General features: G+C 70.1%; 25 protein-coding genes and 1 tRNA gene. 11 read left to right on the forward strand and 15 right to left on the reverse strand.

Annotated features, from left to right (window positions below; genetic code table 11):
• Positions 1-19 precede the first annotated feature (19 nt).
• Complete coding sequence (locus ACMGFH_RS16875) at positions 20-2266, reverse strand: hypothetical protein (RefSeq protein WP_415379624.1); 2247 nt, start codon at positions 2264-2266, stop codon at positions 20-22.
• Between the two features lie 202 nt (positions 2267-2468).
• On the opposite strand from ACMGFH_RS16875, the gene ACMGFH_RS16880 reads away from it, so the two are divergent.
• The 7 genes from ACMGFH_RS16880 to ACMGFH_RS16910 all read left to right on the forward strand — a co-directional run bounded on the left by ACMGFH_RS16880 (position 2469) and on the right by ACMGFH_RS16910 (position 6543).
• A complete protein-coding gene (locus ACMGFH_RS16880; protein ID WP_415383275.1) occupies positions 2469-3671 on the forward strand; it encodes an inorganic phosphate transporter in 1203 nt (400 codons plus the stop codon).
• A gap of 498 nt (positions 3672-4169) precedes the next feature.
• Positions 4170-4511 (forward strand): glutaredoxin family protein, encoded by a 342-nt coding sequence (locus tag ACMGFH_RS16885; RefSeq protein ID WP_415379625.1) that lies wholly within the window; start codon positions 4170-4172, stop codon positions 4509-4511.
• 88 nt (positions 4512-4599) lie between these two features.
• Positions 4600-5118: a DUF2243 domain-containing protein gene (locus tag ACMGFH_RS16890; protein ID WP_415379626.1), complete on the forward strand. Its 519-nt coding sequence runs from the start codon at positions 4600-4602 to the stop codon at positions 5116-5118.
• A gap of 46 nt (positions 5119-5164) precedes the next feature.
• Positions 5165-5656 (forward strand): hypothetical protein, encoded by a 492-nt coding sequence (locus tag ACMGFH_RS16895; protein WP_415379627.1) that lies wholly within the window; start codon positions 5165-5167, stop codon positions 5654-5656.
• Between the two features lie 88 nt (positions 5657-5744).
• Complete coding sequence (locus ACMGFH_RS16900) at positions 5745-6122, forward strand: Rid family detoxifying hydrolase (protein ID WP_415379628.1); 378 nt, start codon at positions 5745-5747, stop codon at positions 6120-6122.
• Positions 6122-6397 (forward strand): hypothetical protein, encoded by a 276-nt coding sequence (locus ACMGFH_RS16905; protein WP_415379629.1) that lies wholly within the window; start codon positions 6122-6124, stop codon positions 6395-6397. The genes ACMGFH_RS16900 and ACMGFH_RS16905 overlap by 1 nt, the downstream gene beginning before the upstream one ends.
• A 65-nt stretch (positions 6398-6462) precedes the next feature.
• Positions 6463-6543, forward strand: a tRNA-Ser gene (locus ACMGFH_RS16910).
• A 342-nt stretch (positions 6544-6885) separates the two neighbouring features.
• On the opposite strand, the gene ACMGFH_RS16915 is transcribed toward ACMGFH_RS16910, so the two are convergent.
• The 3 genes from ACMGFH_RS16915 to ACMGFH_RS16925 all read right to left on the reverse strand — a co-directional run bounded on the left by ACMGFH_RS16915 (position 6886) and on the right by ACMGFH_RS16925 (position 9167).
• Positions 6886-8082, reverse strand: coding sequence for an MFS transporter (locus ACMGFH_RS16915; RefSeq protein WP_415379630.1), 1197 nt, complete (start codon positions 8080-8082; stop codon positions 6886-6888).
• Positions 8083-8154: 72 nt separating this feature from the next.
• Positions 8155-8820 (reverse strand): hypothetical protein, encoded by a 666-nt coding sequence (locus tag ACMGFH_RS16920; protein ID WP_415379631.1) that lies wholly within the window; start codon positions 8818-8820, stop codon positions 8155-8157.
• 101 nt (positions 8821-8921) lie between these two features.
• Positions 8922-9167 (reverse strand): DUF2249 domain-containing protein, encoded by a 246-nt coding sequence (locus tag ACMGFH_RS16925; protein WP_415379632.1) that lies wholly within the window; start codon positions 9165-9167, stop codon positions 8922-8924.
• Positions 9168-9320: 153 nt separating this feature from the next.
• Here ACMGFH_RS16925 and ACMGFH_RS16930 point away from each other — a divergent pair, with 153 nt between their 5' ends.
• Complete coding sequence (locus tag ACMGFH_RS16930; protein ID WP_415379633.1) at positions 9321-9737, forward strand: SRPBCC family protein; 417 nt, start codon at positions 9321-9323, stop codon at positions 9735-9737.
• 149 nt (positions 9738-9886) lie between these two features.
• Here ACMGFH_RS16930 and ACMGFH_RS16935 read toward each other — a convergent pair whose 3' ends face one another.
• Positions 9887-10606: a hypothetical protein gene (locus ACMGFH_RS16935; protein WP_415379634.1), complete on the reverse strand. Its 720-nt coding sequence runs from the start codon at positions 10604-10606 to the stop codon at positions 9887-9889.
• A 146-nt stretch (positions 10607-10752) separates the two neighbouring features.
• Here ACMGFH_RS16935 and ACMGFH_RS16940 point away from each other — a divergent pair, with 146 nt between their 5' ends.
• The gene (locus ACMGFH_RS16940) at positions 10753-11373 is read left to right on the forward strand and encodes an IMP cyclohydrolase (protein ID WP_415379635.1); all 621 of its coding nucleotides are present in this window, start codon (positions 10753-10755) and stop codon (positions 11371-11373) included.
• An 80-nt stretch (positions 11374-11453) separates the two neighbouring features.
• Positions 11454-12161 carry a metallophosphoesterase family protein gene (locus ACMGFH_RS16945; RefSeq protein WP_415379636.1) on the forward strand — a complete coding sequence of 236 codons (708 nt, stop codon included), beginning with the start codon at positions 11454-11456 and terminating at the stop codon, positions 12159-12161.
• Between the two features lie 34 nt (positions 12162-12195).
• On the opposite strand, the gene ACMGFH_RS16950 is transcribed toward ACMGFH_RS16945, so the two are convergent.
• Positions 12196-13548 carry a tryptophanase gene (locus ACMGFH_RS16950; protein ID WP_415379637.1) on the reverse strand — a complete coding sequence of 451 codons (1353 nt, stop codon included), beginning with the start codon at positions 13546-13548 and terminating at the stop codon, positions 12196-12198.
• A gap of 206 nt (positions 13549-13754) precedes the next feature.
• Here ACMGFH_RS16950 and ACMGFH_RS16955 point away from each other — a divergent pair, with 206 nt between their 5' ends.
• Positions 13755-15020 (forward strand): cation:proton antiporter, encoded by a 1266-nt coding sequence (locus ACMGFH_RS16955; protein WP_415379638.1) that lies wholly within the window; start codon positions 13755-13757, stop codon positions 15018-15020.
• On the opposite strand, the gene ACMGFH_RS16960 is transcribed toward ACMGFH_RS16955, so the two are convergent.
• The 9 genes from ACMGFH_RS16960 to ACMGFH_RS17000 all read right to left on the reverse strand — a co-directional run bounded on the left by ACMGFH_RS16960 (position 15021) and on the right by ACMGFH_RS17000 (position 25353).
• A complete protein-coding gene (locus ACMGFH_RS16960; RefSeq protein ID WP_415379639.1) occupies positions 15021-16073 on the reverse strand; it encodes a pentapeptide repeat-containing protein in 1053 nt (350 codons plus the stop codon).
• A 123-nt stretch (positions 16074-16196) separates the two neighbouring features.
• Positions 16197-18002, reverse strand: coding sequence for a HAMP domain-containing protein (locus tag ACMGFH_RS16965; RefSeq protein ID WP_415379640.1), 1806 nt, complete (start codon positions 18000-18002; stop codon positions 16197-16199).
• Between the two features lie 248 nt (positions 18003-18250).
• On the reverse strand, positions 18251-19429 hold the full coding sequence (locus ACMGFH_RS16970; RefSeq protein ID WP_415379641.1) for an aspartate kinase: 1179 nt from the start codon (positions 19427-19429) through the stop codon (positions 18251-18253).
• 98 nt (positions 19430-19527) lie between these two features.
• The gene (locus ACMGFH_RS16975; RefSeq protein ID WP_415379642.1) at positions 19528-20151 is read right to left on the reverse strand and encodes a dTMP kinase; all 624 of its coding nucleotides are present in this window, start codon (positions 20149-20151) and stop codon (positions 19528-19530) included.
• 32 nt (positions 20152-20183) lie between these two features.
• Positions 20184-20738, reverse strand: a complete 555-nt coding sequence (locus ACMGFH_RS16980) for an NUDIX hydrolase (protein ID WP_415379643.1) — start codon at positions 20736-20738, stop codon at positions 20184-20186.
• Entirely contained in the window at positions 20735-22534 is a 1800-nt protein-coding gene (locus tag ACMGFH_RS16985; RefSeq protein WP_415379644.1) for a glycoside hydrolase family 97 catalytic domain-containing protein, read from the reverse strand. The genes ACMGFH_RS16980 and ACMGFH_RS16985 overlap by 4 nt, the downstream gene beginning before the upstream one ends.
• Positions 22535-22631: 97 nt before the next feature.
• A complete protein-coding gene (locus ACMGFH_RS16990; protein WP_415379645.1) occupies positions 22632-23717 on the reverse strand; it encodes a DUF373 family protein in 1086 nt (361 codons plus the stop codon).
• Between the two features lie 84 nt (positions 23718-23801).
• Positions 23802-25010 carry a M48 family metalloprotease gene (locus ACMGFH_RS16995; protein WP_415379647.1) on the reverse strand — a complete coding sequence of 403 codons (1209 nt, stop codon included), beginning with the start codon at positions 25008-25010 and terminating at the stop codon, positions 23802-23804.
• A 55-nt stretch (positions 25011-25065) separates the two neighbouring features.
• Positions 25066-25353, reverse strand: a complete 288-nt coding sequence (locus ACMGFH_RS17000; protein ID WP_415379648.1) for a hypothetical protein — start codon at positions 25351-25353, stop codon at positions 25066-25068.
• Between the last annotated feature and the right edge of the window lie 69 nt (positions 25354-25422).

Here is a 25422-nt window from a genome sequence, read left to right on the forward strand (position 1 = left end):
CTCTCCCTCGGGAAACCCATCAGAGCTTCTCGGAGTTTTTGGCCTGTCGCGACCGCCGGTCGATCTGCTCGAAGCGGTTGTCGGCCGCGTTCGCCAGCCCCGGCGGGAGGTCCGAACGGGCCGCCTCCAGTCGCTCGGTCGCACGCTCCAGCCGCGAGGCCACGGCGTCGATGCTCGCGTCGGCCTGCCCGCGGTCGCCGGCCTCGGCGCGCTCGGCGGCCCGCTCCGCGGCCGCGGCGATGGCTTCGAGTACCTGTACGAGGCCCCGGAGCGAGTTGCCCGGTCCGCCGTCGCTCTCGCTGCCCCCTCCGCTCCCACCCCCACCGCCGCCCTGTCCCTGCCCCGACGAACCGGCGTCGCCGTCAACGTCGCTCTCGTCGTCGAGTTCAGCCGCGACCGCCGCTCGGGTCTCTTCGGCCACGTCGGCGAGATACCGGGCGAGCGATGCTTTTCCTGTTTGCGGCCGGTCGACGGTCACGCGCTCCTCGGTACCGGGATTGACGCGTTCGGCACCGACCTCGTCGTCCGAGTCCCTGACCTCCGCCGTGTAGGCGCCGCCGCGGTGGACGTAGACGGCGTCCGGGCCGGACAGCGGCGCGTCGTAGAGGCGCCCCGCGAAGTCGTCCTCGACGGCCAGGTCCGTCAGGTCGTCGTCGCTCTCGGTGGGGTCGACGGCGAGTTTCGTCGCGTCCTCGCGGGCGACCAGCGACACGTCGCCGCCAACGCCGGCGGCCGTCACGCCCGGTACTGGACCGCCACCGGGCGTTCCTGTCCCGACGTCGGTCGCCGCTGCCGTGCCGTCGGCCGTTTCAGTCCCGGTAGCCGAGGCGTCGCTCGGCGCCGCTTCGCCGACGGTGACGGTCTCGCTGTGCGGTGCGAGGCCGGCGCCGTTGACCGTCAGTCGGTGTTGGCCGTCGGGGACGTCCTGCGCGACGGCGATGCCGCCGAACGTCGGGACGGCCTCGGGCTCGCTCTCGACCAGCGCGACCGCTTCGACCGGTGAATCCCGCGTCGTCAGGCCTTCGTTCTCCGGCGCGTCGGGGGAGGGGACCGCTTCGACGACGCGGGCGAGGACGGTGTTGACCGGTGCGGGGTCGCCGACGGCGTCGTAGCGGTCGGCGAGCGCCCGCCGGTGGGTCGGGTCGGAGACGTCGGCGGCGGGGTTCTCGTAGCGTTCCTGCTCCCACGGCGCTCCCGGCGCCGTGAGGTGGCTCGCGACGGCGTCTTCGACCGCGCCCGGGATCGCGAACTCGAAGCTCAGTTGTGGGCCGGTGAAGTCGGTCACGTGTTCCAGGTCGGCCGTCGGCGCGAGGTCGTACGTCACGTCGGCGTCGACCGCGGCGTCGGTGTCGGCGGCCGCCGCGTCGAAGACCAGCCCGGTCGAGCGCTCCGGGAGGTCGGTCGGCGGCGACGAGAGCGCGTCGAACGACCGGATCGTCGCCTCCGCCGGCACGAGGTCGGTCGCTTCGACCGACGGGAGCCGCTCGTGTTCGTAGACCGGCGCGCCGTCGAGTTCGGGGACGACGAACGGCAGGCGACCCCCTTCGTCGCGCGGCAGGCCGTAGGCGAGCGGCAGTTCTGCTACGTCTTCGAGGCCCTCGATGGCGCTGTTGGTGATGTCGGCGAGGAGGTCGCCGCCCCCGAGCCGCTGGAAGCGGTCGGCGGCGTCGTTGACCGACAGTGCGCTCGAGTGGGAGCCGAGTTCCGAGAGGATCCGCGGTCGGCGGCCGGGGTCGGGGTCGAGGAACTCGTTGTTCGGGACGGTCCGGGAGTGGGAACTGGCGACGTACAGCTGTGGGTCGCCCGAATCCGTGTCGACGAAGACGTGCAACACCTCCCAGTCGTGCCAGTGGAAGTTGGTGGTGAACTGGTCGAACGCCGAGTAGAACCAGTACTGGACGACAGCCAGCGGCGAGTCCTCGTACGCCATGGCGTTGTAGAAGACCGTCGGGTCCGGCGGCCGCTCGCCGTCGAACGCGTCGGTGTAGCCGTCGAACGCGGCGAACCCGTCGACGACCGTCTCGCCGTCACGGTCGCGCTCGTACGGTCGGGGATCCGTCGGGAACCACCGCTCCCCCTCGTCGAAGTACAGCGTCGGTGCGAACCGCTCGGCGAGGTCCCGTGCCCGGTCGTCGGGGACGGCTGTCGTCGCGTCGTCGGCCTCGCGCTCGAAGGCGCCACAGCCCGCCAGCGCCGCAGCGCCGGCGCCGGCCACGCCGCCGAGGAGTCGCCGGCGAGTCAGCGTCTGCGGGCCGTCCGGAGTCATCGCTCCACCGCACGGACGGGTGAGTCGGACGCGCCGGAAAATCGCATGGCCAGTGCTTCGGGCGGCGGCGGATATGTCTTGTGTCGCGGTCGTCACCCGGCGTGGCCGCTCGTCGCGGGGCGCGTCGGCGCGAACGTTTATTCGCCCGCCGACACAAGATGCCGCCGATGAGTCTCTCGCCTGCCGACGGAGGGTCGTGAGCGTGGCGGGTGTCGGCTTCTGGGCGCTGGTCGTCCTGGCGACGGCCGTGAGCCTGTTGACAGCGTGGACGCTCGGCGCCAACAGCAACTCGCCGCCGTTCGCGCCCGCTATCGGCGCCAACGCCATCTCGACGATGCGCGCCGCGTTCCTCATCGGCATCCTCGCCGCCCTCGGCGCGCTCACCCAGGGCGGCGCCATCTCCGAGACGGTCGGAGCAGGCCTCATCGACGGTGTCGCGATCACCTCCCTGGCCGCCACCGCGGGCCTGCTGACCGCCAGCGCGTTCATGGCCTTCGGCATCTACACGGGATACCCCGTCCCGGCCGCGTTCGCCACGACCGGCGCGATGGTCGGCGTCGGCCTCTCGCTCGGCGGCGACCCCGCCGTCGGCACCTACCGCCAGATCGTGACGTTCTGGGTGCTCGTCCCCCCGGTTTCGGGTGGACTCGCCTACCTCACCGCGACGATCCTCCGCCGCGACGACATCCCCGAGACCGTCGGTGTCCCGCTCCTCGCCGCCGTCGTCGGCGCAATCGTCGCAAACGTCCAGTTGAGCGTCATCCCCTCGGGCCCCGACGCCACGCAGAACTCCCTGGCAGGGTTCGGTGCCGACCTGGTCGACCTGCCCGCCGTCGCGACCGTCGAGCCGATGGTCGCCGTCGTGACGGTCGCCTTCGCGGCCTTGAGCTTCCAGTTCATCCGTCGCCGGACCCAGCAGTCGGTCGACAAGGGGATCCGGACGTTCCTCGTCGTCCTCGGCAGCGTCGTCGCCTTCTCCAGCGGCGGGAGTCAAGTGGGACTGGCCACGGGGCCGCTGGAGAACCTCTACAGCGCCGAACTCGGTCTCCCGGGCCTCGTCCTGCTCGCCATCGGCGCGGTCGGGATTCTCGGCGGGGCCTGGATGGGCGCGCCGCGGCTCCTCCAGGCGACCTCCCGGGAGTACGCCTCGCTGGGGATCCGCCGCTCCATCGCCGCGCTCGTCCCCGGGTTCGTCATCGCCCAGGCCGCCATCGCGCTGGGCATCCCCATCTCGTTCAACAACATCATCATCTCCGGCGTCATCGGCGGCGGCCTCGCCGGCGGCTCGGCGGGCGTCTCCCGCCGGAAGATCGGCGTCACCCTCGCCTTCTGGCTCATCACGCTCGTCTCTTCTATCGCCATCGGGTTCGGCCTCTACCGCGTCTTCGCCGCCGTGCTCGGGTGATGGAGGTCTCCGCGGGTGGCGATAGCATGATGAACATGAGTTCTGGCGCGCGCTGTCGAGCGTGCCGAACGACAGTGAGGCCGCGAGGCGGAGTCGTGCGAGGGATGAGCAACGCAGGCGAGCGAAGCGAGCCGAGTAGCGCAGTCGGTTGGGGAGGCGTGAGGCGCGGTGCTGTTCTGCTGTTCCTGGTGGAATGAAAGGGCGAGGCGCGCTCGCGCCGCAGGGGAGTCGCTGGGCGGGCACTATTCGAGGGAGCGAAGCGACCGAGGATATCCCGGCCAGCGACCGCGAGCGGGTCGAGGGCTTTCGACACTGAACGTCGGCCGCGGTCGCGACTCCTAGTGAGCGGGCCGAGGGCTTTCATCACCTGTTGTGAACTGCTGTTTCGACTTCTAGCGAGCGGGCCGAGGGCTTTCATCGCGTGCTGTCACCAGCGAAAAGGTCGACTCAGAGACGGTCGTCGCAAGAGGTATCCACGAGGGGCGCCAGCACACGGGTATGACGTTCGATCCCAACGAGAGCCTTCCCCAGGACGAGGTCGACGAGCGCGTGGACGAGGCGATCGCGAACAACGAGGTCGTGCTGTTCATGAAGGGCACGGAGATCATGCCCCAGTGCGGCTACTCCGATCGAGCACTCACACTGCTCAAGCAGTATCGCGACGACGTCGAGGTGGTCGACACGCTCGAATCGCTCGACGAGTTCCGCGTCGCGCTCGAACGCCACAGCGGCCGGGAGACCATCCCGCAGACGTTCGTCGACGGCGAGTTCGTCGGCGGCAGCGACATCCTCAAACAGCTCGACGAACGCGGCGACCTCGAACCGAAGCTGACCGCGTAACCGCGAGCGAACCGTCCGATTTCGCTCCGGACGGCCGGGTTTCGGACGCCGGCCGCGCGCTTTTCCGCGCCGTCCCCGTACCCGGCCCATGGCCGACCGATCGGGCAGTTGGCTCGGCGTCCCGTCCGATATCGCGCCGCTCGTCCGGGCCGGCGTCGTCCTCGGGCTCGGACTCGGCGGCTTCTTCGACGGCATCGTGCTCCATCAGGTCCTCCAGTGGCATCACATGCTCTCCGCTCACCCCGACCCGAGCGTCGCGGGCGACTTGCGGCTGAACGTGCTCGCGGACGGGCTCTTCCACGTCGCGGCGTACGTCTTCACCGTCGCCGGCGTGGTGCTCCTCTGGCGGGCGTGGCGCGACCCGGTCGTGCCGCCGTCGGGGCGGGTGCTGTTCGGGGCGACGGTCCTCGGTTGGGGCGTGTTCAACCTCGTCGAGGGCGTCGTCGACCACCACTTGCTGGCGATCCACCACGTCCGCCCCGACGGCCCGGGGCCCGTGATCCTCTGGGACCTGGCGTTCCTGGCGTGGGGCGCGCTGTTCGTCGTCGGCGGGTACGCCGTCGTCCAGCGGACGAGCGCGCAGTCCGGCGAGCGCACCGGATCCTGACCGATACAGGAGAAAACACTTTCCGGCCCTCGCCGGATCGGTCCGCATGGCCCTCCCGCTCGCTCTCCGCCCGCCAGCACAGTCAGTCGGCAGCGAAGTGGCAGAGACGCTCCTCGGCATCGCCATCCTCGTGCTCGCACTGGTGTTCCCGGGCCTGTTTCTCGCGGCGCTGTGGCTCCCGTTCACGCTCTCGAAGCGCGTCCGGCGGCTGTTCGAGATGGGGCCGACGCGCAACTGGATGGGCAACTTCGTCGCCGGATTCGTGGTCGTCGGAGCGGTCCACACCGCTCTCCTGTTCGGGATGCTGACGAACGCGCCCACCGACGACGCCGTCGCCAGCATCGTCATGCTCGGCAATCCGGCCTTCGCGCTCGTCTGCTGGGCGGTCGCCGCGTTCGCGCTCCCGCTCGTCGGGTACGACTGGGTCGAAGACGCCGTGGTGTCCCGACTGTTCCTCTTCCTCGGGGCGGTCTGGTACGCCGCAGTAACGACCGTCCCGCTGTTCCTCGCGATGGTGTTTTACTACTTCCCGGGGTGAGTCGAGCGATGGTCCACGCCCGCTGGGACCGAACGACACTCGCCGGACGCCACCGAGTTTTAAGCCGGTCGCGGGCGCCCCTCCGGGTATGAAGCGTATCGTCGACACCGACGCGGCGCCCGCGGCGGTGGGCGCGTACAGCCAGGCCACCGAGACCGACGACCTCGTGTTCACCGCGGGGCAGATCCCCATGACCGCGGAGGGGGAACTCCTCGACGACGCCGACATCGACGTCCAGACCCAGCAGTCGCTGGAGAACGTCGCGGCCATCCTGGAGGAGGCGGGCGCGAGCATGGACGACGTGCTGAAGGTCACCGTCTACCTCGACGACATCGGCGACTTCGACGCGATGAACGACACCTACGAGACGTTCTTCGACGACGAGCCGCCGGCTCGCAGCGCCGTCGGCGTCGACGAACTCCCGAAGGGCGTCGGCGTCGAGATCGAGGCCATCGCGACCAAGTGATGGCCGGCGACGATGCGCCGAGCGACGGCGAGCCGTCGCGTGAGGGCACAAGAGACACCGAGCCAATCCTCGCGCCGCGGACGAAATCGAGTCTGCTGTGGGGCGTCGTGGGCGGGCTCTCCTTCCTGGTGCTCGTCCAGGGGTACGAACTCGTCGCGGATCTGTCGGTCGGCATCGGCGCGAAACTCCTCGTCGCGCTGACGGTCGCCGTCGCCGCGGCGGGACTGTCCCACGTCACCCGGGACCGATTACCGACGCCCGACGAGGGCGAGTGAGGGGCGGTCGATCGCCGACGGAGAACGAAAGCCCTTAACCGACCGACTGCGGTATCTCCAACTGAGCCAGGATGGCCGAACGGTAAGGCGCACGCCTGGAAAGCGTGTTCCCTTTGGGATTCTGGGTTCAAATCCCAGTCCTGGCGTACCACCTTTTTCCGACGGGGGTCTCCTCGCGAGCCTTCGGCTCGCTGCGGGGACCCCCGCCGCAAAAAGATGGGGCAAAAAGGCCGAGCGCGCCGTCGGCGCGCTCGGAAGAAACCGCGCTCGCTCCGCTCGCGCGGTACGCTAGTTCGCCCCGCCACCGCATCTGCAACCGCTCCCGCAACCGCAACCGCTCCCGCCACCGCAACCGCAACCGCTCCCGCAACCGCTCCCGCCACCGCAACCGCAACCGCTCCCGCAACCGCAACCGCAACCGCTCCCGCCACCGCAACCGCAACCGCTCCCGCCACCGCATCCGCAACTGCCACTGCCGCTCTGCACGCTCACTCCGCGAACGTCGCCGTCCGGCCGACGCTCAGCCGCAGGAAGACCGGCAGGGTCACGAGCGCGACGATGATCTCCAGGCCGCCGGCGACGAGGAAGGCGGTGGGGTAGTCGTAGGCGCTCGCGACGCTGCCGCCGACGACGACGCCCGCCAGGAAGCCAAGGCTCCCGAAGACGTTGAAGCCGGCCATGGCCACGCCGCGCTCGCGCTCGCCCGCCAGGTCCGTCACGAGCGCCATCGTCGCCGGCGACATCAGCGCGCCGAGGACGCCGACCGCAAGCATCCCGGCGCCCGCCAGTACCACCGTCGGCGCGCGTCCGATCGCGACGACGACGAGGCCGTAACACGCCGACCCGGCGACGATCGGCATGGTGCGGCCGATCCGGTCCGAGAGGATCCCCATCGGGTACTGCAGGAGCGCGAACGGCGCGAAAAAGAGTGCGAGCATCAGCCCCGTCGCGCCCGGGTCGAGGTCGAACCCGGCCGCCGACCGGAAGTACAGCGTCCCGACGAGCGCGAAGAAGCCGGCGGTGAGTCGGTCGAGGAAGCCGAACGCGTAGGGGACGAGGAGCGTCGGCGTCCGTCGAAGTCCCGCCATCGCGCGGGCGACCGAGTTTCGATCGCCGGAGGGCGCGCGGTCGTCGACGGCGAGCGCGAGCAGCGCGACGCCGACCAGCAGCGCGCTCGCGAGATAGAGGGGGGCGAACGGGTCGATCTCGTAGAGCTGGCCGCCGAGCGGTGCGCCCATCGCCGTCCCGCCGCCGATGGCGGCGCCCGCGGCGGCCATGTTCCGGCCGTGGCCGCCCTCTAGATCCATCAGCATCGTCATCGCGAGCGAGAACGCGCCGATGGTCGCCGCGCCCTGGAGCGCGCGGAGCACGAGGACGCCGCCGAACGACAGTGAGAGGAGGCCGGGGGCGAACGCGAGCGCCAGATAGCCGACGCTCCCCCCGAACGCGCCGGCGGCGATGAACGGCGTCCGCCGGCCGGCGCGGTCGCTCGCGGCGCCCCAGACGCCGGCGAAGGCGACGAACGCGGCGAACTCCGCGGCGAGGAACCACATGCTGGCGTCGAGGTCCGTCGTGGCGCCGAGCGCCCCGACCAGTCGGTCGACGCCGGGGTAGAGGAGCACCTGCGCCAGCAACACGGCGAAGACCATCGCCGCCAGCGACCACCGGTCGCGCGACTTCGTCATTCACCCGGTACGACGGACGAGAGCCCTATCGGTGTGTCGGATACGCGCGAGGGTCGCCACCGCTGGCGACGCTCAGAACGGCGTCCGCGACCCGTCGGGCTCGGGACCGCCGGGAACGTCGTCGTCGATCTCCGTGTCGAGTCCCGGCCCCGATCCGTCGCCGTCGCTCGTGTCCGGCATCTCCCCGGTCTCGACGTACGTCGCCTCCATCTCCCGCAGCGCGGCGTTGATCGGGGTCGACCGCTGGTGCATCGGCGCCACACGGACCCGAACGAGGTCGAACTCGTGACGGTCGGCGAGCCCGTTCCACGCCCGGAACGACCCCCTGGTGAGCGTGTCGCTCTGGGGGCAGAACGCGGTCGTCGGCGTGAACTCCGCGCGTAAGACGCGGGCGTCAGCGGGCATCTCCGCCAGATCGTCGGCGCCCGTTGGTAGGTCTCCCGTGCCGTCCGCCTCGGCGACTACATCGGCGTCCTCGACCGCGTACCGATATCCGGCGTCGGGGTGTCTGGTGTCGCAGTTCAGCCGCGCGAGGTTGTACCCGAACGTCATGTCGTACACCGCCCGCTCCTCGAACAGTTCGCGCGCCAGCCGGTGAACGGCGAGGTGACGACGGCCGTCGAGCACCCGGTGCCCGTCGAGGAACTCGCCCGGGACCGGAGCGTGCTCGGGCACGAACTCGTCGTAGGCGTCGAACGTGTCCTCGTCCGCGCCGAACGGCGATGGGACGCTGACCATACCTCCGTTTGGTTCCCTCTGGGGCTATGTCTCGTCCCGAACCCGTTCGGGGCTCCGCGGCGCGACTGCACCGTCCGCGGGTCCGGGTAGCGCCGTCGCCGTCAGTCGCCGTCGGCGTGGCGGATGCGGACGTGCCACTCGTCGTCGGCGACCTGCTCGGTCTCGTGGGTGAACCCGCGCTCGGCGAGCACGCCGTAGAGCGGTTCCGGCTCGAAGCTGTTTATCAGGCGGAGCGTGCCGTCCGCCGGGAGATCGCCGAGCGCGTCCATGATGTCGCCGAACGGTTCGCCGTCGATCTCCCGCGCGTCGAGCGTTCGCGTCGCCTCCGTGGATTCGTCGGCGGCCATATCCCGATTTGGAGGTCGGCGAGCGAGCGCGTTGTGCCGAAGACGTTCGGGTCGCTTCCCGCAGTTTCGAACGCTCGCGGGGCGACCCCGCGGGCGTCGAGACCGAACCGATGCGGCGTGACACTGACGGGGCTGGGGCGTGTCGTCGCGGGTATGCAGTCGGTCACGGTCTCGCGACGAATCGACGCCCCGCCCGAGCGAGTGCGCACGGCCATGGACGACCTGGAAGCGTTCATGCTCGCCGCCGGCTTCACCGAGGTGACCGTCGACGGCGACGAGATGCACCTGGAGAACCAGGTCGGACTCGCCACCGTGACGCTCGACCTCCGCGTCGTGGACACCGACGCCGATCTGGCCTACGAGCAGGCCGACGGCTTCTTCGAGACCATGGACACCGAGTACCGGGTGAAGGCGGTCGGCGACGGCGCGTCCGAGGTGACCGCTACGACCGACTTCGCGCTGGACGTCGCGCTCGTCGGTCAGATCCTCGACGCGACCGTGATCAAACGCCAGCGCCGCCACGAACTCGAACAGCAGTTCGACTGGCTGGAGGACGAACTGACGGAGTGAGTCCCCGCCCAGCCCCAGCCCCAGCCCCAGCCCCTGCTCCTGCCCCAGCCCCAGCCCCAGCCCCTGCTCCTGCCCCGGGTCGCCGGTGCCAGGGGCGGGTCGCCCGTGCCAGGGCCGATCGCGACAGCGTCGATTCGGAACCGAGCCGGCTACAGCGACACGGTGTCCAGCGTCTCGGAGATCTCCGCGACGTGTTCGTTGAAGGCGTCGACGAAGGCGGGGAAGTCGTCGACGTGGGCGCGCAGGTCCTTCGGCGCGGGCGGCTGGTACTGCGAGAGGACGTAGACGCCGCCCTCGCCGCCGACGCGGAGGTAGCTGGCCCGCCCCTCCTCCCACTTGAGTTCCCATCGCGAACTCCCGATGCGGGCGGAGAACGAACCGTAGTCGTTGCCCTCGACGCGGTTGAGCTGCTGGGCCATCTGGTTACAGGTCTCCCGCATCCGCGAGAGGATGCGCTCGCGCGCCTCTACGACCGAATCGACGGACTCGATCTCGGGGAGGTCGCCGGCCGCCTCGTCGAGGACGCCGTCGAGCGACCGGACGTACTCGTTGAACGATTCGACGAAGGCGTCGTAGTCGACCATCGCCTCGGCGAGGGCTTCGGGCTCGGGCGGCTGCTGTGTCGAGACGACGTAGACGTCGGCCCCGCGGCCCTCGTATCGGAGGTACTGCACGTCGCCGGCCTCGTACTTGAGCGTCCACGTCCCGCGGTCGGTCTCGAACTCCCGCTGGCCGTAGTCGCCGCCCTGGAGCCGGGCGAGTTCGCGGGCGATCCGGCCGGCGTGGTCGGTCACGTCTGCGACCACTTCGTCGCGGCGCTCGGCCGCCGCGTCGGCGCCCACCACGTCAGCATCGAGGCCTGCTGTCATCGGCGGATCGAGGGGCGCGAAGGGCATAACCCCCGCGCTCTCGGCGCGCCGGTTGCGCTCGCTTCGCGGCGCGCAGTGCGGGTGGAGGCGCCTCGCGCCTCGTCCGGATCGACATTTACTTTCGCGACTGGGGCCGAGGGTCGGACATGTACGTCGGACGCTTCGTCGTCGTCGCACCGGAGGTCGGCGCCTACCGCGTCTCCTCGCGCTCGTTCCCGAACCGAAAGGCGACCGGCCGCCAGCCGGGCACCGTCACCGTCGGCCCGACCGACGACGCCCCCGAGACGGACAACCCCTACGTCGAGTACAACTGCCTGCAGCAGACGGCTCGCGGCACAGTAATCGGCAACGGCTCGCACGTCGACCCCATCGCCGAGAAGCTCGCGCTGGGCTACCCCGCCCGCGACGCGCTGGCCGAGCCGCTGCTCGCGCTCGACTTCGAGAAGGACGACTACGACACGCCCCGCGTCGCCGGCATCGTCGGCGTTGACCCCGCCGACCCGAGCACGAACGCCGACGGCCCCGGCGCCGTGATCGGGACCGTCCGCCGCGACGCGCTGCTTGTCGAGGAAGTCACCGAGCCGACGCTCGTGGCGACCTACGAGAAGGATAGTCCTGAAGCGTTCGACTTCTCGGCAGTCGACGCCGCGAGCGCCGCCCACGAGGCCTACGACCTCGACTTCGAACACGAGGTCTGCGCCGTCGGCGTCTCCGGATCGGCCGTCGACGGGTTCGAGACTGCGATCGTGAACGGCGGCGACGAGTAACGGTCGCCGACCCGAAAATTCTCACCGTTTTGACGTTCGTCTGCCGTGGAACTAAGACGGCGGGGGGCCCAGACCACCCCATGAAAGTGGGCGTTATCTCGGACGTACACGGGAACCTCCCGGCGCTGGAGGCGGTTCTGGAGGACATGCCGACGGTCGACCGGCTCGTCTGCGCGGGCGACGTGGTCGGGTACAACCCCTGGCACGCCGAGTGCGTCGCGGCCATCCGCGGCGAGGGCGAGGCAGGGCTGAGCGAGGAGGCCGAGGCGATGCTCCCCGACGGCGAGGTGCCGACGGTGATGGGCAACCACGACCGCGCGGTCGCGTTCGACCAGGCCTACGGATTCAACGACATGGCCGCCACGGCGGTCGACCACGCCAGGGAGACCTGTTCCGACGACCAGCTGGCGTGGCTCGGCGAGCTGCCCGAACAGCGGCTCGTCTGCGACGGCCGGATGCGGCTCGTCCACGGCCACCCGAACGACCCCGACCGGTACACCTACCCCGAGGAGTACAGCGCCGACATGCTCGGCAGCGAGGACGTGCTCGTCATGGGCCACACGCACGTCCAGGGCCACGAGGTATTCGACGAGGGGCTCGTCATGAACCCGGGCGCCGTCGGCCAACCGCGCGACGGCGACCCCCGGGCCGCCTACTCGCTGGTCGACTTCGACAGCCAGGAGATCGAGGCCCGCCGCGTCGAGTACGACGTCGACCGGGTCGTCGACGCCGTCCGCGAGGCCGACCTCCCGCTCCGCATCGGGACGCGACTGCGCTCGGGGCAGTAGGGCTTCTCTGCCGGGTATCCGGTTCGCGGCCGAACTACGAATCCAGCGGCCGCAGGTCGGCCGAGAAGTGGCGAAGCTCTCTCATCGGCGGCTCATCGACGACCTCGAACCCCGTGAGTTCGTCCGATCGGTCGACGACCGCGGCCGCCGTCTCGCCGACGTGTTCGAAGTGCTCGCGGTGGTACGTGCGTCGCGGGACGGCGAAGCGGACGTACTCCGGGCGCTGGGTCTCCGGGAACGCGAAGCTCCCGAGTTCGACCGTCCGGACGCCGCCTTCGAGGTAGAGTTCGCAGGCCAGCGCCTGACCCGGGAAGGCCTCCGACGGGACGTGGTCCAGTGCCGCGCCGGCGTCGACGTAGACGGCGTGGCCCCCCACCGGTTCGTAGATGGGCAGTCCCGCGGCCGCGAGTTCGGCGCCCAGCGTCGCCACCTGCTCGACGCGGTGGGCGAGGTAGTCGTCGTCGACCGCCTCGCGCAGCCCGACGGCCATCGCCTCGATGTCCCGTCCCGCCAGGCCGCCGTAGGTGGGAAAGCCCTCGTAGAGGATGGTCCGCTGTTTCGCCCGCTCGAAGAGGTCGTCGAACCCGTCGTCGACGGCGACGAACCCGCCGATGTTCGAGAGGCCGTCCTTCTTCGCGCTCATGACGAGCGCGTCGGCGTAGCCCAGTTGCTCGCGGGCCACCTCGGCCGCGGAAGCGTCGGCGAACTCCGCTTCGCGCTCGGTGACGAAGTGGGCGTTCTCGGCGAAGCGGCAGGCGTCGATCACGAAGGTTGCGTCGACCTCGTCGGCGAAGGCGGCAACTTCGCGAGTGTTGGCGACGCTGACCGGCTGGCCGGCCGCGGAGTTGTTGGTGATCGTCAGGACGACGACGGGGACGTTCTCGGCGCCCACCTCCTGGACGCGGGCGCGAGCGGCCTCCACGTCGAAGTTCCCCTTGAAGGGGTCGTCGGCGTCGGGGTCGCGCGCGGCGGGAACCGGGCAGTCGACCGCTTCGGCGCCGTTGGCCGCGACGTGTGCGCGCGTCGTGTCGAAGTGGGTGTTGTTGAGCACGTAGTCGCCCTCGGCGACGAGCGTCCCGTAGAGGACGTTCTCGGCGCCGCGCCCCTGATGGGCGGGGAGGACGCGGTCGAAGCCCATCACGTCGTCGACGGCCTCGCGGAGCCGTCGGAACGAACTGCTGCCGGCGTAGGACTCGTCGCCGCGGTGGAGCGCGGCCCACTGGTCGTCGCTCATCGTCCCGGTCCCGCTGTCGGTCAGGAGGTCGACGAACACCCGGTCGGCGTCGAGATCGAAGAGGTTGTACCCGGCGGCGTCGAGCGCGGCGGCGCGTTCCTCGCGGTCAGGCAGGTCCGCGGGCGTCGCCATCCGCGTCGTATACGAGCGCATAGCGTCACTCCGACCGAAAACGACTTATTTCGTGCGTGACAGGAGTGTCCGCCGGTGGGGCCATCCGGCGAGCGATGGGCACGACCGTTCACCGCGTACCGCGTCGTCTCTCGGATGGACCGCGGCAAATCCGGCCGAGGGTTCAGGTCGCTGCGACTCGAAGGGCGACCGGGCCGAACGCGCGGTAATCGGCGGATTCCAGACGCATGGCAGACATCTTTCCGCTCCTCGCCGGCGTCCTCCTCGTGTTGAGCGTCGCGGCCGCCGTCCGCGTCGTCGCCGCGCGCACCAGCGAGGCGGCCTACCCGGTGTTGCTCGTCGTCGTCGGCGTCGTCCTTTCGGTCACGGGGCTCGACCCCGACTTCCGGCTCTCCTCGGACCTCATCCTGATGGTCCTGGTCCCGACGGTCCTGTTCCAGGGGTCACAGGAGACGAAATCGGAGGCGTTCGTCCGCGTGCTCCCGGTCGGCGTCCTGCTTCCGATCGTCGGGCTCCCGGTCGCGGTGATACTGCTCGGCGTGCTGGGCAGCTACGCGTTCGGGCTCCCGCTCGTGGTGACGCTGCTGTTCGCGGTCGTCATCTACCCGGTCGACCCGGTCGCCATCGTCGCACTGTTCCGGGAAGCGGACGCGGCCGAGCGCCTGTCGATCCTCGCCGAGGTCGAGAGCCACTTCAGCGACGGGTTCGCCGTCGTCACCTTCGGCGCGATGATCGGCATCGTCTCCCAGCGCTTCGAGACCGGAGCCGACCTCTCGACGCTGCTGTCCGCGGCCGACCTGGTCGGCGTGGCCGTCGAGATAACGATCGTCAGTTTCGGCGGCGTCATCGTCGGCCTGGCCGCCGGCGCGCTCGCGCTCGCCGTCCTCCGGGCCATCGAGGACCGGATGGCCGAACTGCTGACGACGGTCGTCCTCGCGTACGGGAGCTTCCTGCTGGCGGAGCACTACCTCCACGTCAGCGGCGTTCTCGCGACCGTCGCGGCCGGGCTCGTGATAGGCCTCTACGGCAAGGGCCGCGCCGTCCACCCCGACAACGTCACGTTCATGGAACGGACGTGGGACACCGCCGCGTTCATCGTGTTCACCCTGGTGTTCGTCCTCGTCGGGATCCAGGCGCCCTGGCGCCGGCTGCTGTGGAACGCGCCGACGGTTCTGCTGGCCGTCGTGCTGGTGCTCGTCGTCCGGGCGATAATCGTCTACGGCGTCACGAACGTCCTCCCGGTGACGGGCACCGAGCCCGTCCCGCTGCGCTTCCAGCACGTCCTCGTCTGGGGCGGCATGCACACCGTCATCCCGGTCGCGCTCCTGCTCAGCGTCCCCCGTGAGCTGCCGTTCCGGCCCGCGCTGGTGGAACTCGTCTTCGGCGTCGCGCTCGTCAGCATCGTCGCCCAGGGGCTGCTGTTCCCCCTCGCGCTCCGACTCACGGGGTCAAGCGAGGAACCGGACGAGGAGTCGCCCGGGCTGTTCTGGTGATCACCACGTCACGATGCGCGCGAGGACGAACACGAGCAGCGCCGAGAGCAGCGATCCGACGATCGAGAGCGTCCCGGCGAGAAAGCGCGCCCAGGCCCCGATCGGCTGGATGTCGCCGTACCCCAGCGTCGCGAACGTCACGACGCTGAAGTAGAGGCTCTTGAACAGCACGCGACCGATCCACCAGACCGGCGCGCTCGACGGGTCCTCGATGGTGTAGGTGATCGCCTGCTCGCCCTGGATCTCCATGATCCCGCCGGTCAGCGGGAAGAGGACGGCGCAGGCGACGATCGCCAGCAGCGACGCGACGAGGACCCGGTAGGGACTGCTTCCGTAGTGCATCACCCAGCGCGACAGCTCCCACTTCGCGGCGGTCAGGTACTCCCCCTGGCTCCACGCGAGTCGCCGCCGCGCGTCTTTCTCCCGTTCGTAGCTCTCGCGAGCCAGCCCCGGGAGCGCGTTGTCCTGATAGATCCGGCGGAGCTGCCGGTAGGTCCACGCGGCGGCCTCTAAGGGGTGGTCGTCGCTGAGCGTCGGTCGGACCGGCTCTCGCTCGTAGGCGGAGACGTCGCTGAACTGCGTCCCGGCGCCGACGTGGACGTCGCTGAACACCGCCTCGTTGGTCAGCACGTGCTCCAGCGTCGCCCGCCGGAGGTCCGCGTTCGTGAAGACGGCGCCTTCTAGCGTCGCGCCCGTGAAGTCCGCGCCGATGGCGGTCAGGTCGGACATATTCGCCAGCGAGAGGTCCGCACCGCCGAGGTCGGCGCCGTTGACGACGGCCCGCCTCAGGTCGGCGCCGACGAGCGACGTGTCGCCCAGCCAGTCGACGCCGACGAGCGACGCCTCCCGGAGGTACGCGCCGTCGAGCACGTCTCCCGGTTGCGCCCCGGCCTCGGCGAGCGTCTCAGCGGTCTTTCCGTCGACGGTCGCGTGCCAGACGCAGCGGTCGCGATCGTCCCACACCGGGCGCCCGCAGGTCTCCGTCTGGTCGTCCGCGTCGTCGAGTCCGACTTCCAGGCGATAGCCACAGCGGTCCGCCGTCGAGGAGTCCATGGGGCCGGTACGGGCGCGAGAAAGAAGTCGGTCGCGCCGCGGGCGCCGGCCGGCGCTCCGCCTGCCCGTCCATCCGTCCGTCCGGCCGACTGAGCGGCCCGGTCGGCGGGCGGCCGTCGCTCGTCAGTTCGCGTCGGTCGCGGCGTCGACGCCCTCCCCGGTCTGGAAGACGAACTCGTGTTCGGCGTCGGTCTCGAAGTGTGAGATGCCGTCGCCGAGGTACTGGGCCGTCCGCTTCAGTTCGAGCGCCCGCGCCGACACCTCCGCGAGTTCGGCGGCCTGCTCTTCGGCGGCGCCGGCGACCGTCTCGCTCTCCTCCATCACCGTCTCGCCGGCGCCGGCCGCCTCCTCGACAAGGTCCGAGACCGTTCGGATGTGCGCGAGCGCCCCCTCGAACTCGACGTCGCTGCGCTCGGCGTCGAGCGCTTCGAGTTCGTCCGCGACCGCGTCTATCTCCTGTGAGACCGCGGTCAGACGCTCTTTCTGCTCGTAGGCGTCGTCGGAGATCTTCTGGATCGACTCGGCGACCTGCTCGCTGGCGTCCTTGACCGTCTCGGCGCTGGTGTGGACGCCCTCGCCGCCTTCGCTGACCTCCTCGGCGAAGGTCTTGAGCTGGCCCGTCGTCAGTTCGAGCTCGCGGATCATCTCGTTGAAATCGGCGGCGATCTGGTCCATTGCGTCGTTCTCGCCGTCGGCGTCCATCCGCTGGGTCAGGTCGCCGCGGGCACAGGCCGCGAGGATCTCCGAGTAGCGCTCCGCCGTCTCGCGGAGGTACTCGTTGGTCTCGACGGCCTCGGCGCGCGCGACCTCGGCCCGCTCGCGGGCCCGTTCGGTCTCGGCGATCTGCTCGTCGAGCGCGTCGCGCATCTCGGCGAAGCCGCGGGTGAGCTGGCCGAACTCGTCGGCGCGGTCGCTCTGCAGCTCGACGTCGCGGTCGCCGTCGCGCATCGCCGACGCCGTCTCGGTCAGGTCGTCGAGTTCGCGGCCCGCGCGGCGACCGATGACGGCGCCGACGAGGCCCAGGGCCACTAGCGGGACCGCGACCAGCGTCGCCATGCTCGTCGCGATGTCGTTGCGGAGGCTGAACGCGGCCGACTTCGGCTCGTGCGTCATGACGGTCCAGCCGGTGCCGGGGACCTCGGCGTACCCCAGAATCTCGTCGCCCGCGGTCGCGACGCCGGAACTGTTGGCTGCCAGCGCCGCGGACGGCGCGGTCGCGCTGTCGGTGCCGGCCCCGCAGATGGGCCGGCCGTCCGCGTCGTGGACAGTCGTGTAGGCTGACGCCGACGGCTGGTCGAACGACTGGCCGCACGCCGAGAGGTTCGCTTCGACGACGACGAGGTGTTCCGTGTTCTTCGGCGGCGAACTGACGAACGCGAGCACGCGCTCACCAGAGGCCGGCGACTCGTAGGGCTCGCTCGCGACGTAGACGGTCGACGCGAGGTTGGTGACCCGGCCGACGCGGTCGGCCCGATCGCGCGCCCAGGGAACCCCGGCCTCCGAGAGGTTCGTCCCCTCGACGGCGTCGTTCGTACTCACCAGCACCTTCCGGCTGTGCGAGTGGACGTAGTGCACGTCGAGGATGTCCTCCCGGTACTGGCGCTGTTCCTGCAGCAGGTGGTAGTCGATGGTCGAGTGGTTGCCGCTCCGGAACGGCGGCGCCTGCGAGACGAGCCGCGTCTGGTGTGTCAACCCGTCGACCCAGCGGTTGAGTCCCTGGGCCTGTAGCTGGGCCGTCGACTCCAGTTGGCCCTCCGTGCGGTCGGTCAGCGTCGCCGTCGTCGTCCCGAAGAAGACGGCGCCGATCCCCGCGGTCAGTATCATCACCACGAGTACCGACAGGAAGAACTTGTACACGAACCGCTCCCGGATCGCCGCCGGAATCAGCCGCGCGATCCCCGAACCCGTCTCCGAACTCCGCTGGCTCATGGCGATGGGTGGCCCCGACCCACGCTTAAATACCCGTTATATATAGGGTATTGTGACATTCCGATTGTTCGGATCGGTTGCGGAGCGATCCGTACCGGAGCGAGCGGCGCGTTCGGTCGCCGGATCGGCGGCCTCGTCGGGGACAGGACTGCACGATGAGAGGGTCCGCGAGCGCAGGTCGCAGACGGTCCGGGAGGGATCTCCCGGCTACCCAGAAGCGAAAAAAGAGCGACCGCCGGTCGGCCGGCTCAGAAGGCGTCCTGGACGAGTTCGAGCGCCTGCTCGCGGTCGTCCCAGGGGACGAACACGGAGACGGAGGTCGCGGAGGTGACGACGTCGTAGAGGTGGATGTGGGCCTCCGAGAGGGGGTCGATGGTGCGCTTGACGATGCCGGGCTGGTTGGGCAGGTCGCTGCCGGTGACGCGGACGACCGCGATCTCGTCCTCGACGGTGACGCTGGAGAGGGCGTCCTCCTCGACAACGCGGTCGTGCAGCAGCGCCTCGGCGTCTTCGGCGTCTTCGACGTTGACGTAGAAGGTGATCGAGTCCATCCCCGAGGAGTTGGCGTCGATGTTGATCCCCTCGTCGCCCAGCGCGTCGGCCAGTTCGGCGAGGATGCCGGGGCTGTTGCGGATGGCCCGGCCGGCGATGGTGATGCAGGCGAGCTGGTCTTCCTGCAGGTCGATGAGGTTCTGGAACTCGCCCTCGATGGAGGTCCCGCCCGTCAGGAGGTCGTCGTGCTGGTAGTGGACGACCCGGACCCCGAGGTCGCCGCCCTTGTAGGAGAGCGCCGACGGCGCGACGACTTCCGCGCCGCGGAACGACAGCGAGCGCAGTTCGTCGACGGTGATCTCGCCGACGTTGCGGGCGCCCTCGACGACGCGCGGGTCGCCGGTCATGACGCCCTCGACGTCGGTGACGATGACGACCTCGTCGGCGTCCATGAACTTGCCGAGCATGACGGCGGAGGTGTCGGAGCCGCCGCGGCCGAGGGTGGTCACGTTGCCCTGATGGTCCTGTGCGAGGAAGCCGGTGATGACCGGCACGATGTCGCCGAGTTGCCCCCCGAGCGCGCTGGCGCGCTTGGTCGTCTCGTCGACGTCGACCTCGCCGTACTCGTCGGTGATGATCGGCCAGCCCTCGCTGCCGGGCTCGAAGAACTCGGCGTCGATGCCGCGGGCGGCGAGCGCCCCTTTGAGCATCCGGACGGAGGTCCGCTCGCCCATGCTGACGATCTCCGCGCGGTCGGCGTCGTCGGCTTCGTAGTCGATGTCGTCGAGCAGTTCGTCCGTCGTCGAGCCCATCGCGCTGGCGACGACGGCGACCTCGTGGCCGTTCTCGATGGCTTCGGCGATGGAGTCGGCCGCTCGCGTGACGCGCGAACCGTTGCCGAGACTCGTGCCCCCGAACTTCACTACGACTCGCATCGGATCACCCGCTTCGTGTGTGCGCGACGCATAGCTGGTGCAGTTGCGTTGTCCCTCTCCCCGAATAACTGTGTCCATCTCGGGGCGGTGAAACTCCGCTATCGTTGGATTTCGGCGGCAATTTCTGCGACAGCGGTGGAAATGTCGCCATCGTTCTCGTAGACGAGGACGCTCTCGCGGTCGGCCACGAGGTCGCGAAAGCGCGTCTGCCGTTCGGTGTGGCGGTCGCGGACCTCCCCGTCGTCCAGCAGCTCCGGCCGATGCGTCTCGAACCGCTCGCGGCGCGTCGCCTCGTCTATCGTCAGTAGAACCGTCAGGTCCGGTTCGACCGGCATCGCCGACTCGAACTCGGCGAGCGTCTCGGTCATGGGCACCCCGTCTCGCGCTTCGACCAGCGGCGTATCGTAGACGGCGACGCTGTCGAGGTAGCGCTCGGTGAGGACGATGTCGCCGTCCTCCAGCGCCGGACGGACCTCCGTCTCTGCCTGGTAGGAGAGACTCGCGAGCGCGCTCGCGGTCAGGGTGAGCGCCCGCTCGCGAAACGCTTCGCCGCCATATTCCGAGAGCGTTCGCTTCATGAACTCGCCGACCTCGCAGTCCGCGAACTCCGGGGCGGTCGTGACCGACTCGCCACGGGCGTGCAACTCCTCGGCGAGCGCGTCAAGCAGCGTCGACTTGCCCGTTCCCGCTGCCCCCTCCAGTGCGACGAACGTCCCCGTCATGGCTCTGGGGTGCGAGCCGACGAGGTATCAATTCAGGGGCAGTCCGCCCGTGAGTCGTCCCAGTCCGCGACCTTTTCTTCGAGAAAGTCGTGAACTCGGTCCGGCGGGTTCTCGAACCACCGCGCCTCGGCGATCTCGTCGTCGCCGATGTCGATCGCCGTCCCCTGAGCGCCGGCCTCGAACCAGACGGTGAGCATCTGGAACCGCCGCTCGGGGTCGTCCGCGCGAACCGCGGTCTTCCGACGGGCGCGGAAGACGCCGGTCAGGTCGACCTCGATTCCGGTCTCCTCGCGGACCTCTCGGTGAGCGGTCTCGGCCATGGTCTCGCCCGGTTCGTGGCCGCCGCCCGGCGTCCCCCATCGGTCGGGTTCGGCCTCGTGGCGGATCAGCAGCGCCCGACCCTCCTCGTCGGTCACGAACGCGCCGGCGTCGCCGATCCACCCTTCCTCCACCATCTCGATACCCGACTCGAAGAAGTCGGGGTCGTTTTCGACCGTCTCCTCGACGACCGGAAACTCGCCGAACTCGGCTTCGAGGCGCGCGAGGCGGCGGTCGACCTCCTCGCGGGTCCGCTCCTCGACAGTCATCGCTCGAATCGCGCCGCGAACCCGCCGTTCTCGGGGACGACCACGTCCAGCGCCTCCGCGCCGGTGACGGTCCACTCCTCGGATTCGAGGACGCCCCCCGTTTCGTCTCGGCTCGCGGGTCGTTCCTCCCCGCTCGCTCGTGCCGATGCCTCGCTTCGCTCGGCATCGTGAACCACGTGGGCCGTCCACTCGTCCGAAGCGGCCGCGTCGCCCGACCCGAGGAACGAACAGTCGACAGTCACGATCCGCTGCGGACCCGCCGTTATCGACCCGAGGAACCACTCGTCGCCGTTTCGGCGGGCGACGGTCGCCTCGACGCCGGGGTGGCCGCCGACGAATCGGGTCTCGTCCCACGCGACCGGGACCGCTTCGAGGAACCCCTCCGCTTCGGGTCGAGCGGCGTACTCGTCGATGGAATCCGCGAAGTGCTGGAGCGGCGACTCGAAGACGACTGAGAGGGCGAGTTCGTGGCCGGGCGTCGTCTGTGCGGCCTCGGCGGAGAAGGTGACTGGCGTGTAGTCCATCGGCCCGACGACGTTGCGGGTGAACGGAAGCGTGCAGTTGTGTTCGGGCGTGACGGTGCTCCACTTGTAGTACTCGGCGCCCATCACGCCCTCGTAGGTCATGACGTGCGGGTAGCGGCGCTGGAGGCCGGTTGGGACCACGGAGCCGTGGAAGTTCACGAGCAGTTCGTACTCCGCGGCGTCCGTGGCGAGTTCGTCGTAGAACTGCATCCGGCCCTGGTCGTCGTGGTCCATGAAGTCGACCTTGATCCCGGCGGCGCCCCAGTCGGCCCACGTGGAGAGCCGCTCTTCGCGCTTGGTCTCGGTGTTCAGGTCCGTCCAGTGCGACCAGAGGAAGACGTCGACGCCGCGCTCGTTCGCGTAGTCGATCAGCTCGGGGACCTCGTCGCGGCGGCGCGGCCACCCGGCGTCGACGAGGACGTACTCCCAACCGCGGTCGGCGGCGTAGTCGATGTATTCGCGCTGCCGGTCGAAGTCGTCGGGGCTGTCGGACTCGGACCACCACGACCACGCGACGCGACCGGGTTCGACCCAGTCGTCGTCGATTCCGACGTCGTCGACGAGGTCGGTCACCAGCGTCGATTCGACGACGGTCGACAGATCGCCGACGACAGCGACGCGCCACGGCGTCTCCAGCGGGAAGTGGGCGTTCAGCTGTGTCTCGGGCACGCCGAAGGTCATCTCGGACTCACCGGCGACGAGGCGGGCGCTCGCGTAGTCGCCGTCGGCACCGGCCTCGGCGAGGAGGAGCCACTGGTCGTCCACCCGAAACAGCCCCGGCGGGCAGTACTCGCCCGCGGTCTCGACGATGGGCTGCTGGCGGGCGCTGGCCTCGTGGGCTTCGTCGAAGGGGATCAGCCACGAGACTGCGTCGCGGGGGAGCGAGAACGTGGTCTCGTCGCCGGTGTGGCGTCGCATCGCCTCGCCGGTGACACGATAGCGGACGGCGACGCCCTCCGCGGCGACGCGGACGTCGACCTCGACCACGCCCATCGCGTCGGGGTGATCGTAGGTGATCGTCCGCTCCACGGCGCGGTGGCTTCGCTCGCGGGCTTTGCCCTTCGGCATCTCGTAGGTCTCGTCGACGGTCCGCTCGTCGCCGACCGTCACGTCGGCGCCGCTCCAGTCGACGCCGTGGAGTTGGCGGGAGAGCTTCCCGACGGCGAGTTCGGAGGGCGTGAGGACCGTGGTACCGTCGCGCTCGACGGCCAGCGTGGTGTCCTCGGGGTCGAACACCGCCGCCGTCGCGTCGTCGGGGCCTGTCAGTCGCATGTCTCGACCGGGGGTCGGCCGTCGCAAAAAGTTGCCGGGACGGCGGGGTCTGTGGCCGGACGAAACGGGTGATCGATTTCCCGGGTCGTCCCGCCGCTCACGTCGGGTTGACGCGGCTTCCGAGTCGCGACTCCGCTAGCGCGAAGGCGAAGGTGCTGGCGAGACCGAGCAGCGTCGCGCCGGTGAGCGTGAAGGCGAGATACGAGAGGTCGCCGAACGCGAGGACGAAGCTACACACCCCGTGGAGGATGAAGGCGATGGCGAGGACGTAGACGGGGGCGTTGAGGTGGCGCCACTCGAACTCGCCGTCGATGTAGCCGTCGACGACGCGGCCGAGGCTGCTCGTCACGCCGGCGGCGGCGAACCAGCGGAGCGACCCGTAGACCAGCGCCGCGATGACCTCGATGACGTCCAGCGCGTCGTCGGCCTGGGCCTGGAGGTCGGTGACCGTCTGGACACCGGTGAACCCGCCGATGACCAGCAGCAGCCCCGCGACGAGGTAGGTCACCAGCGACACGCGCCCGCCGTAGAGCCCCTCGCGGACGCGGTCGACGAACGCGTCGAGGCGTTTGCCGAGCGCGAGCCCCCGCGAGAGCAGGTACAAACCGATCAGCGCGGACGTGACGCCGAACACGGCGCCGGGCATGTCGAGGCGTTCGGCGACGATAGAGAGGGGATAGATGAGCAGGAGGATGCCCATCGGGATGAGCAGCGTCCCGCGCGTCTCGGGGTCGTCCAGCACCTGTTTGATGGTGTAGTACATCGATTCCAGATCCTGGGCCTGGCGGACGACGACGCGCTGGACGCCGTCGATGGGGACGCGCGAGCGGATGACCGGCAGGACCGACTCGTCCTGGGCGCCGTCGGTGACGACCATCGCGCGGACGTCCTCGCCGGTCGCCAGCCCCGCGAGCACGGTGTCGAGTTCCTCGCCGACGGCGCGGTTGGCGGCCACGTCGCTGCCGTCGACCCCAGTCACCGCGGCGACCTCCACGGACTCGTCGGTGATGCGGTCGGCGATGTGCAGCCCCTCGAAGAGGACGTTCACGTCGCTGTCTTCGGGATCTGCGGTCGCCAGGTCGACGGCGGCTGACTCGACGGCGTCGCGGCCGACGACGGGCGTGGACACGCCCGTCTTGCGCCCCAGGTCGTCGTCGAGGTCCACGCACAGGACCAGCAGCATTGGTCGGAGGTAGACTGCCGGCGTGTATCAGTCTTCGGGGCTCACGGCGGTCCGACTCGCGACGCCGTTTGTGGCTTTCGGTGATCACTCCCGCGACGCGCGGTCGCGCAACCGGTCGATGCGCCGGGCCAGCGGGGGCTCCATCCGCCGCAGGGTCGCAAGTCGCCCCCACTCCATCGGGGCGTCGTTCAGGTCGGCGAACCGGCGGATGGCCGACTCGACCGCCTCGCTGCTCGTCCGACCTGCGGCGTCGGCGTCGGCGCGATAGACGAGCCGCGTGCCGGCCCACAGCCCGACGGCGCCGGCGGTGAGGACGCAGAGGGCGGCGACCCCGTCGCTGACGCCGGGCACCGAGACCAGCCCAGCGACGAGCGCACCGGCGAGGGCGATCGCCCCGACGACGACGGCCAGGCGCGCTTCGAGGTGCATGACGCGGGCGCGGCCAGCCTGGAGGGCGAGATAGCCGCGGAGGCGCTCGTCGTCGAGTTCGGTCAGCAGGTAGTCGGTAACGAAGATGTGACGACGGCCGGGCGGGCCGCGGACGAACGCGAACGCCTGCTTCGCGTCGGCGACTTCGAGAACGCGCACGCCGCGGGGATCGAGACCGACGTCCGCACAGAGACGGTCGAGTCGCTCGCGCTCGGCGTCGGTCGGGGCGCGTGTCGACTGCGTGAGGCGGATCAGCCACGGCGAACCGGCCCACGCCAAGATCAGGAGCGCCGCGATCACGCCGAAGAAACCGGCGCCCGTCGCGAGGCCCTCGCCGAGGATACTCACGACGACGACGACCGCGGCCAGCATCGCGACCATCCCGGCGGCGTAGCGGGCGAGCCGCGTGGCGACGGTCGCGGCCGACACGTCGACCGTGCGGAGCTCTCGAATCGCCGGAAACGCGCCGAAGTAGCCCCCGGCCACGGCGGCGAGCGGCGCGGTGAGGCCGGTGACGAGCGTCAGGGCGCCGCCGACGGTCGAGTCACCACCGGGGAGCGCTCCGACGGCAGCGTCGACGGCGTCGAGCCACCCCGCAGCGACCATCGCGACGAGCGCGACGACGTAGGCGAGCGGGAGACTGATCCGGAGCGCCCGGCGGATCCGGGTCAGCGCCGCCGTTTCGTCGTCCGCGTCCCGGAAGCGGCGACTGTACGCGAAGAGCGCGAGCCCGGCGGCGAGAGCGACCACCGCGAGCGCGCTGAGGGACGCGACGGCATCGTCGAAGCCGCCGATCGCGCCTGACTGGAGTATCGTGGCCTGGGCCGAGGCTGCGCTCGGCGGATCCGGGTGGAGGGCGGGCATAGACGGTGCTGCGGCCGGTTCGGCGAAAAGGTTTGCGAGTCGACACCATCTCTTCTCAGGCGGTCCGGCGGCCCCCGCGTTCGATGCCGTCGGCGACGACCTTGTAGAGCAAGCCGAACGTCCCGCCGTACAGCGCGACGAGGCCGACGACCGACACCGCCAGCCCCACCAGCAGCCGGCCCCACTGCATGACTTCCCATCCGTTGTAGGTGTAGAGGACTGACCCGGTCGCCATGTTCGTCCCGACGAGAGTGAATACGAGCGCGACCAGCAGGACGAACCCGAACGAGGCCGTCGCCTTGAGTCCGTACGCGATGCCGTCCGTCGCGCTGACTGCGGTCATGGGGACCAGTGGTCTCCCCTTCCGGGATAAACGTACGGACGGCCCGTCGGCCCTGCGCCGCGGGGAGAG

It is taken from the genome of Halosimplex rarum, assembly GCF_047715405.1.
In the GTDB taxonomy this organism is placed as follows: Archaea; Halobacteriota; Halobacteria; order Halobacteriales; family Haloarculaceae; genus Halosimplex; species Halosimplex rarum.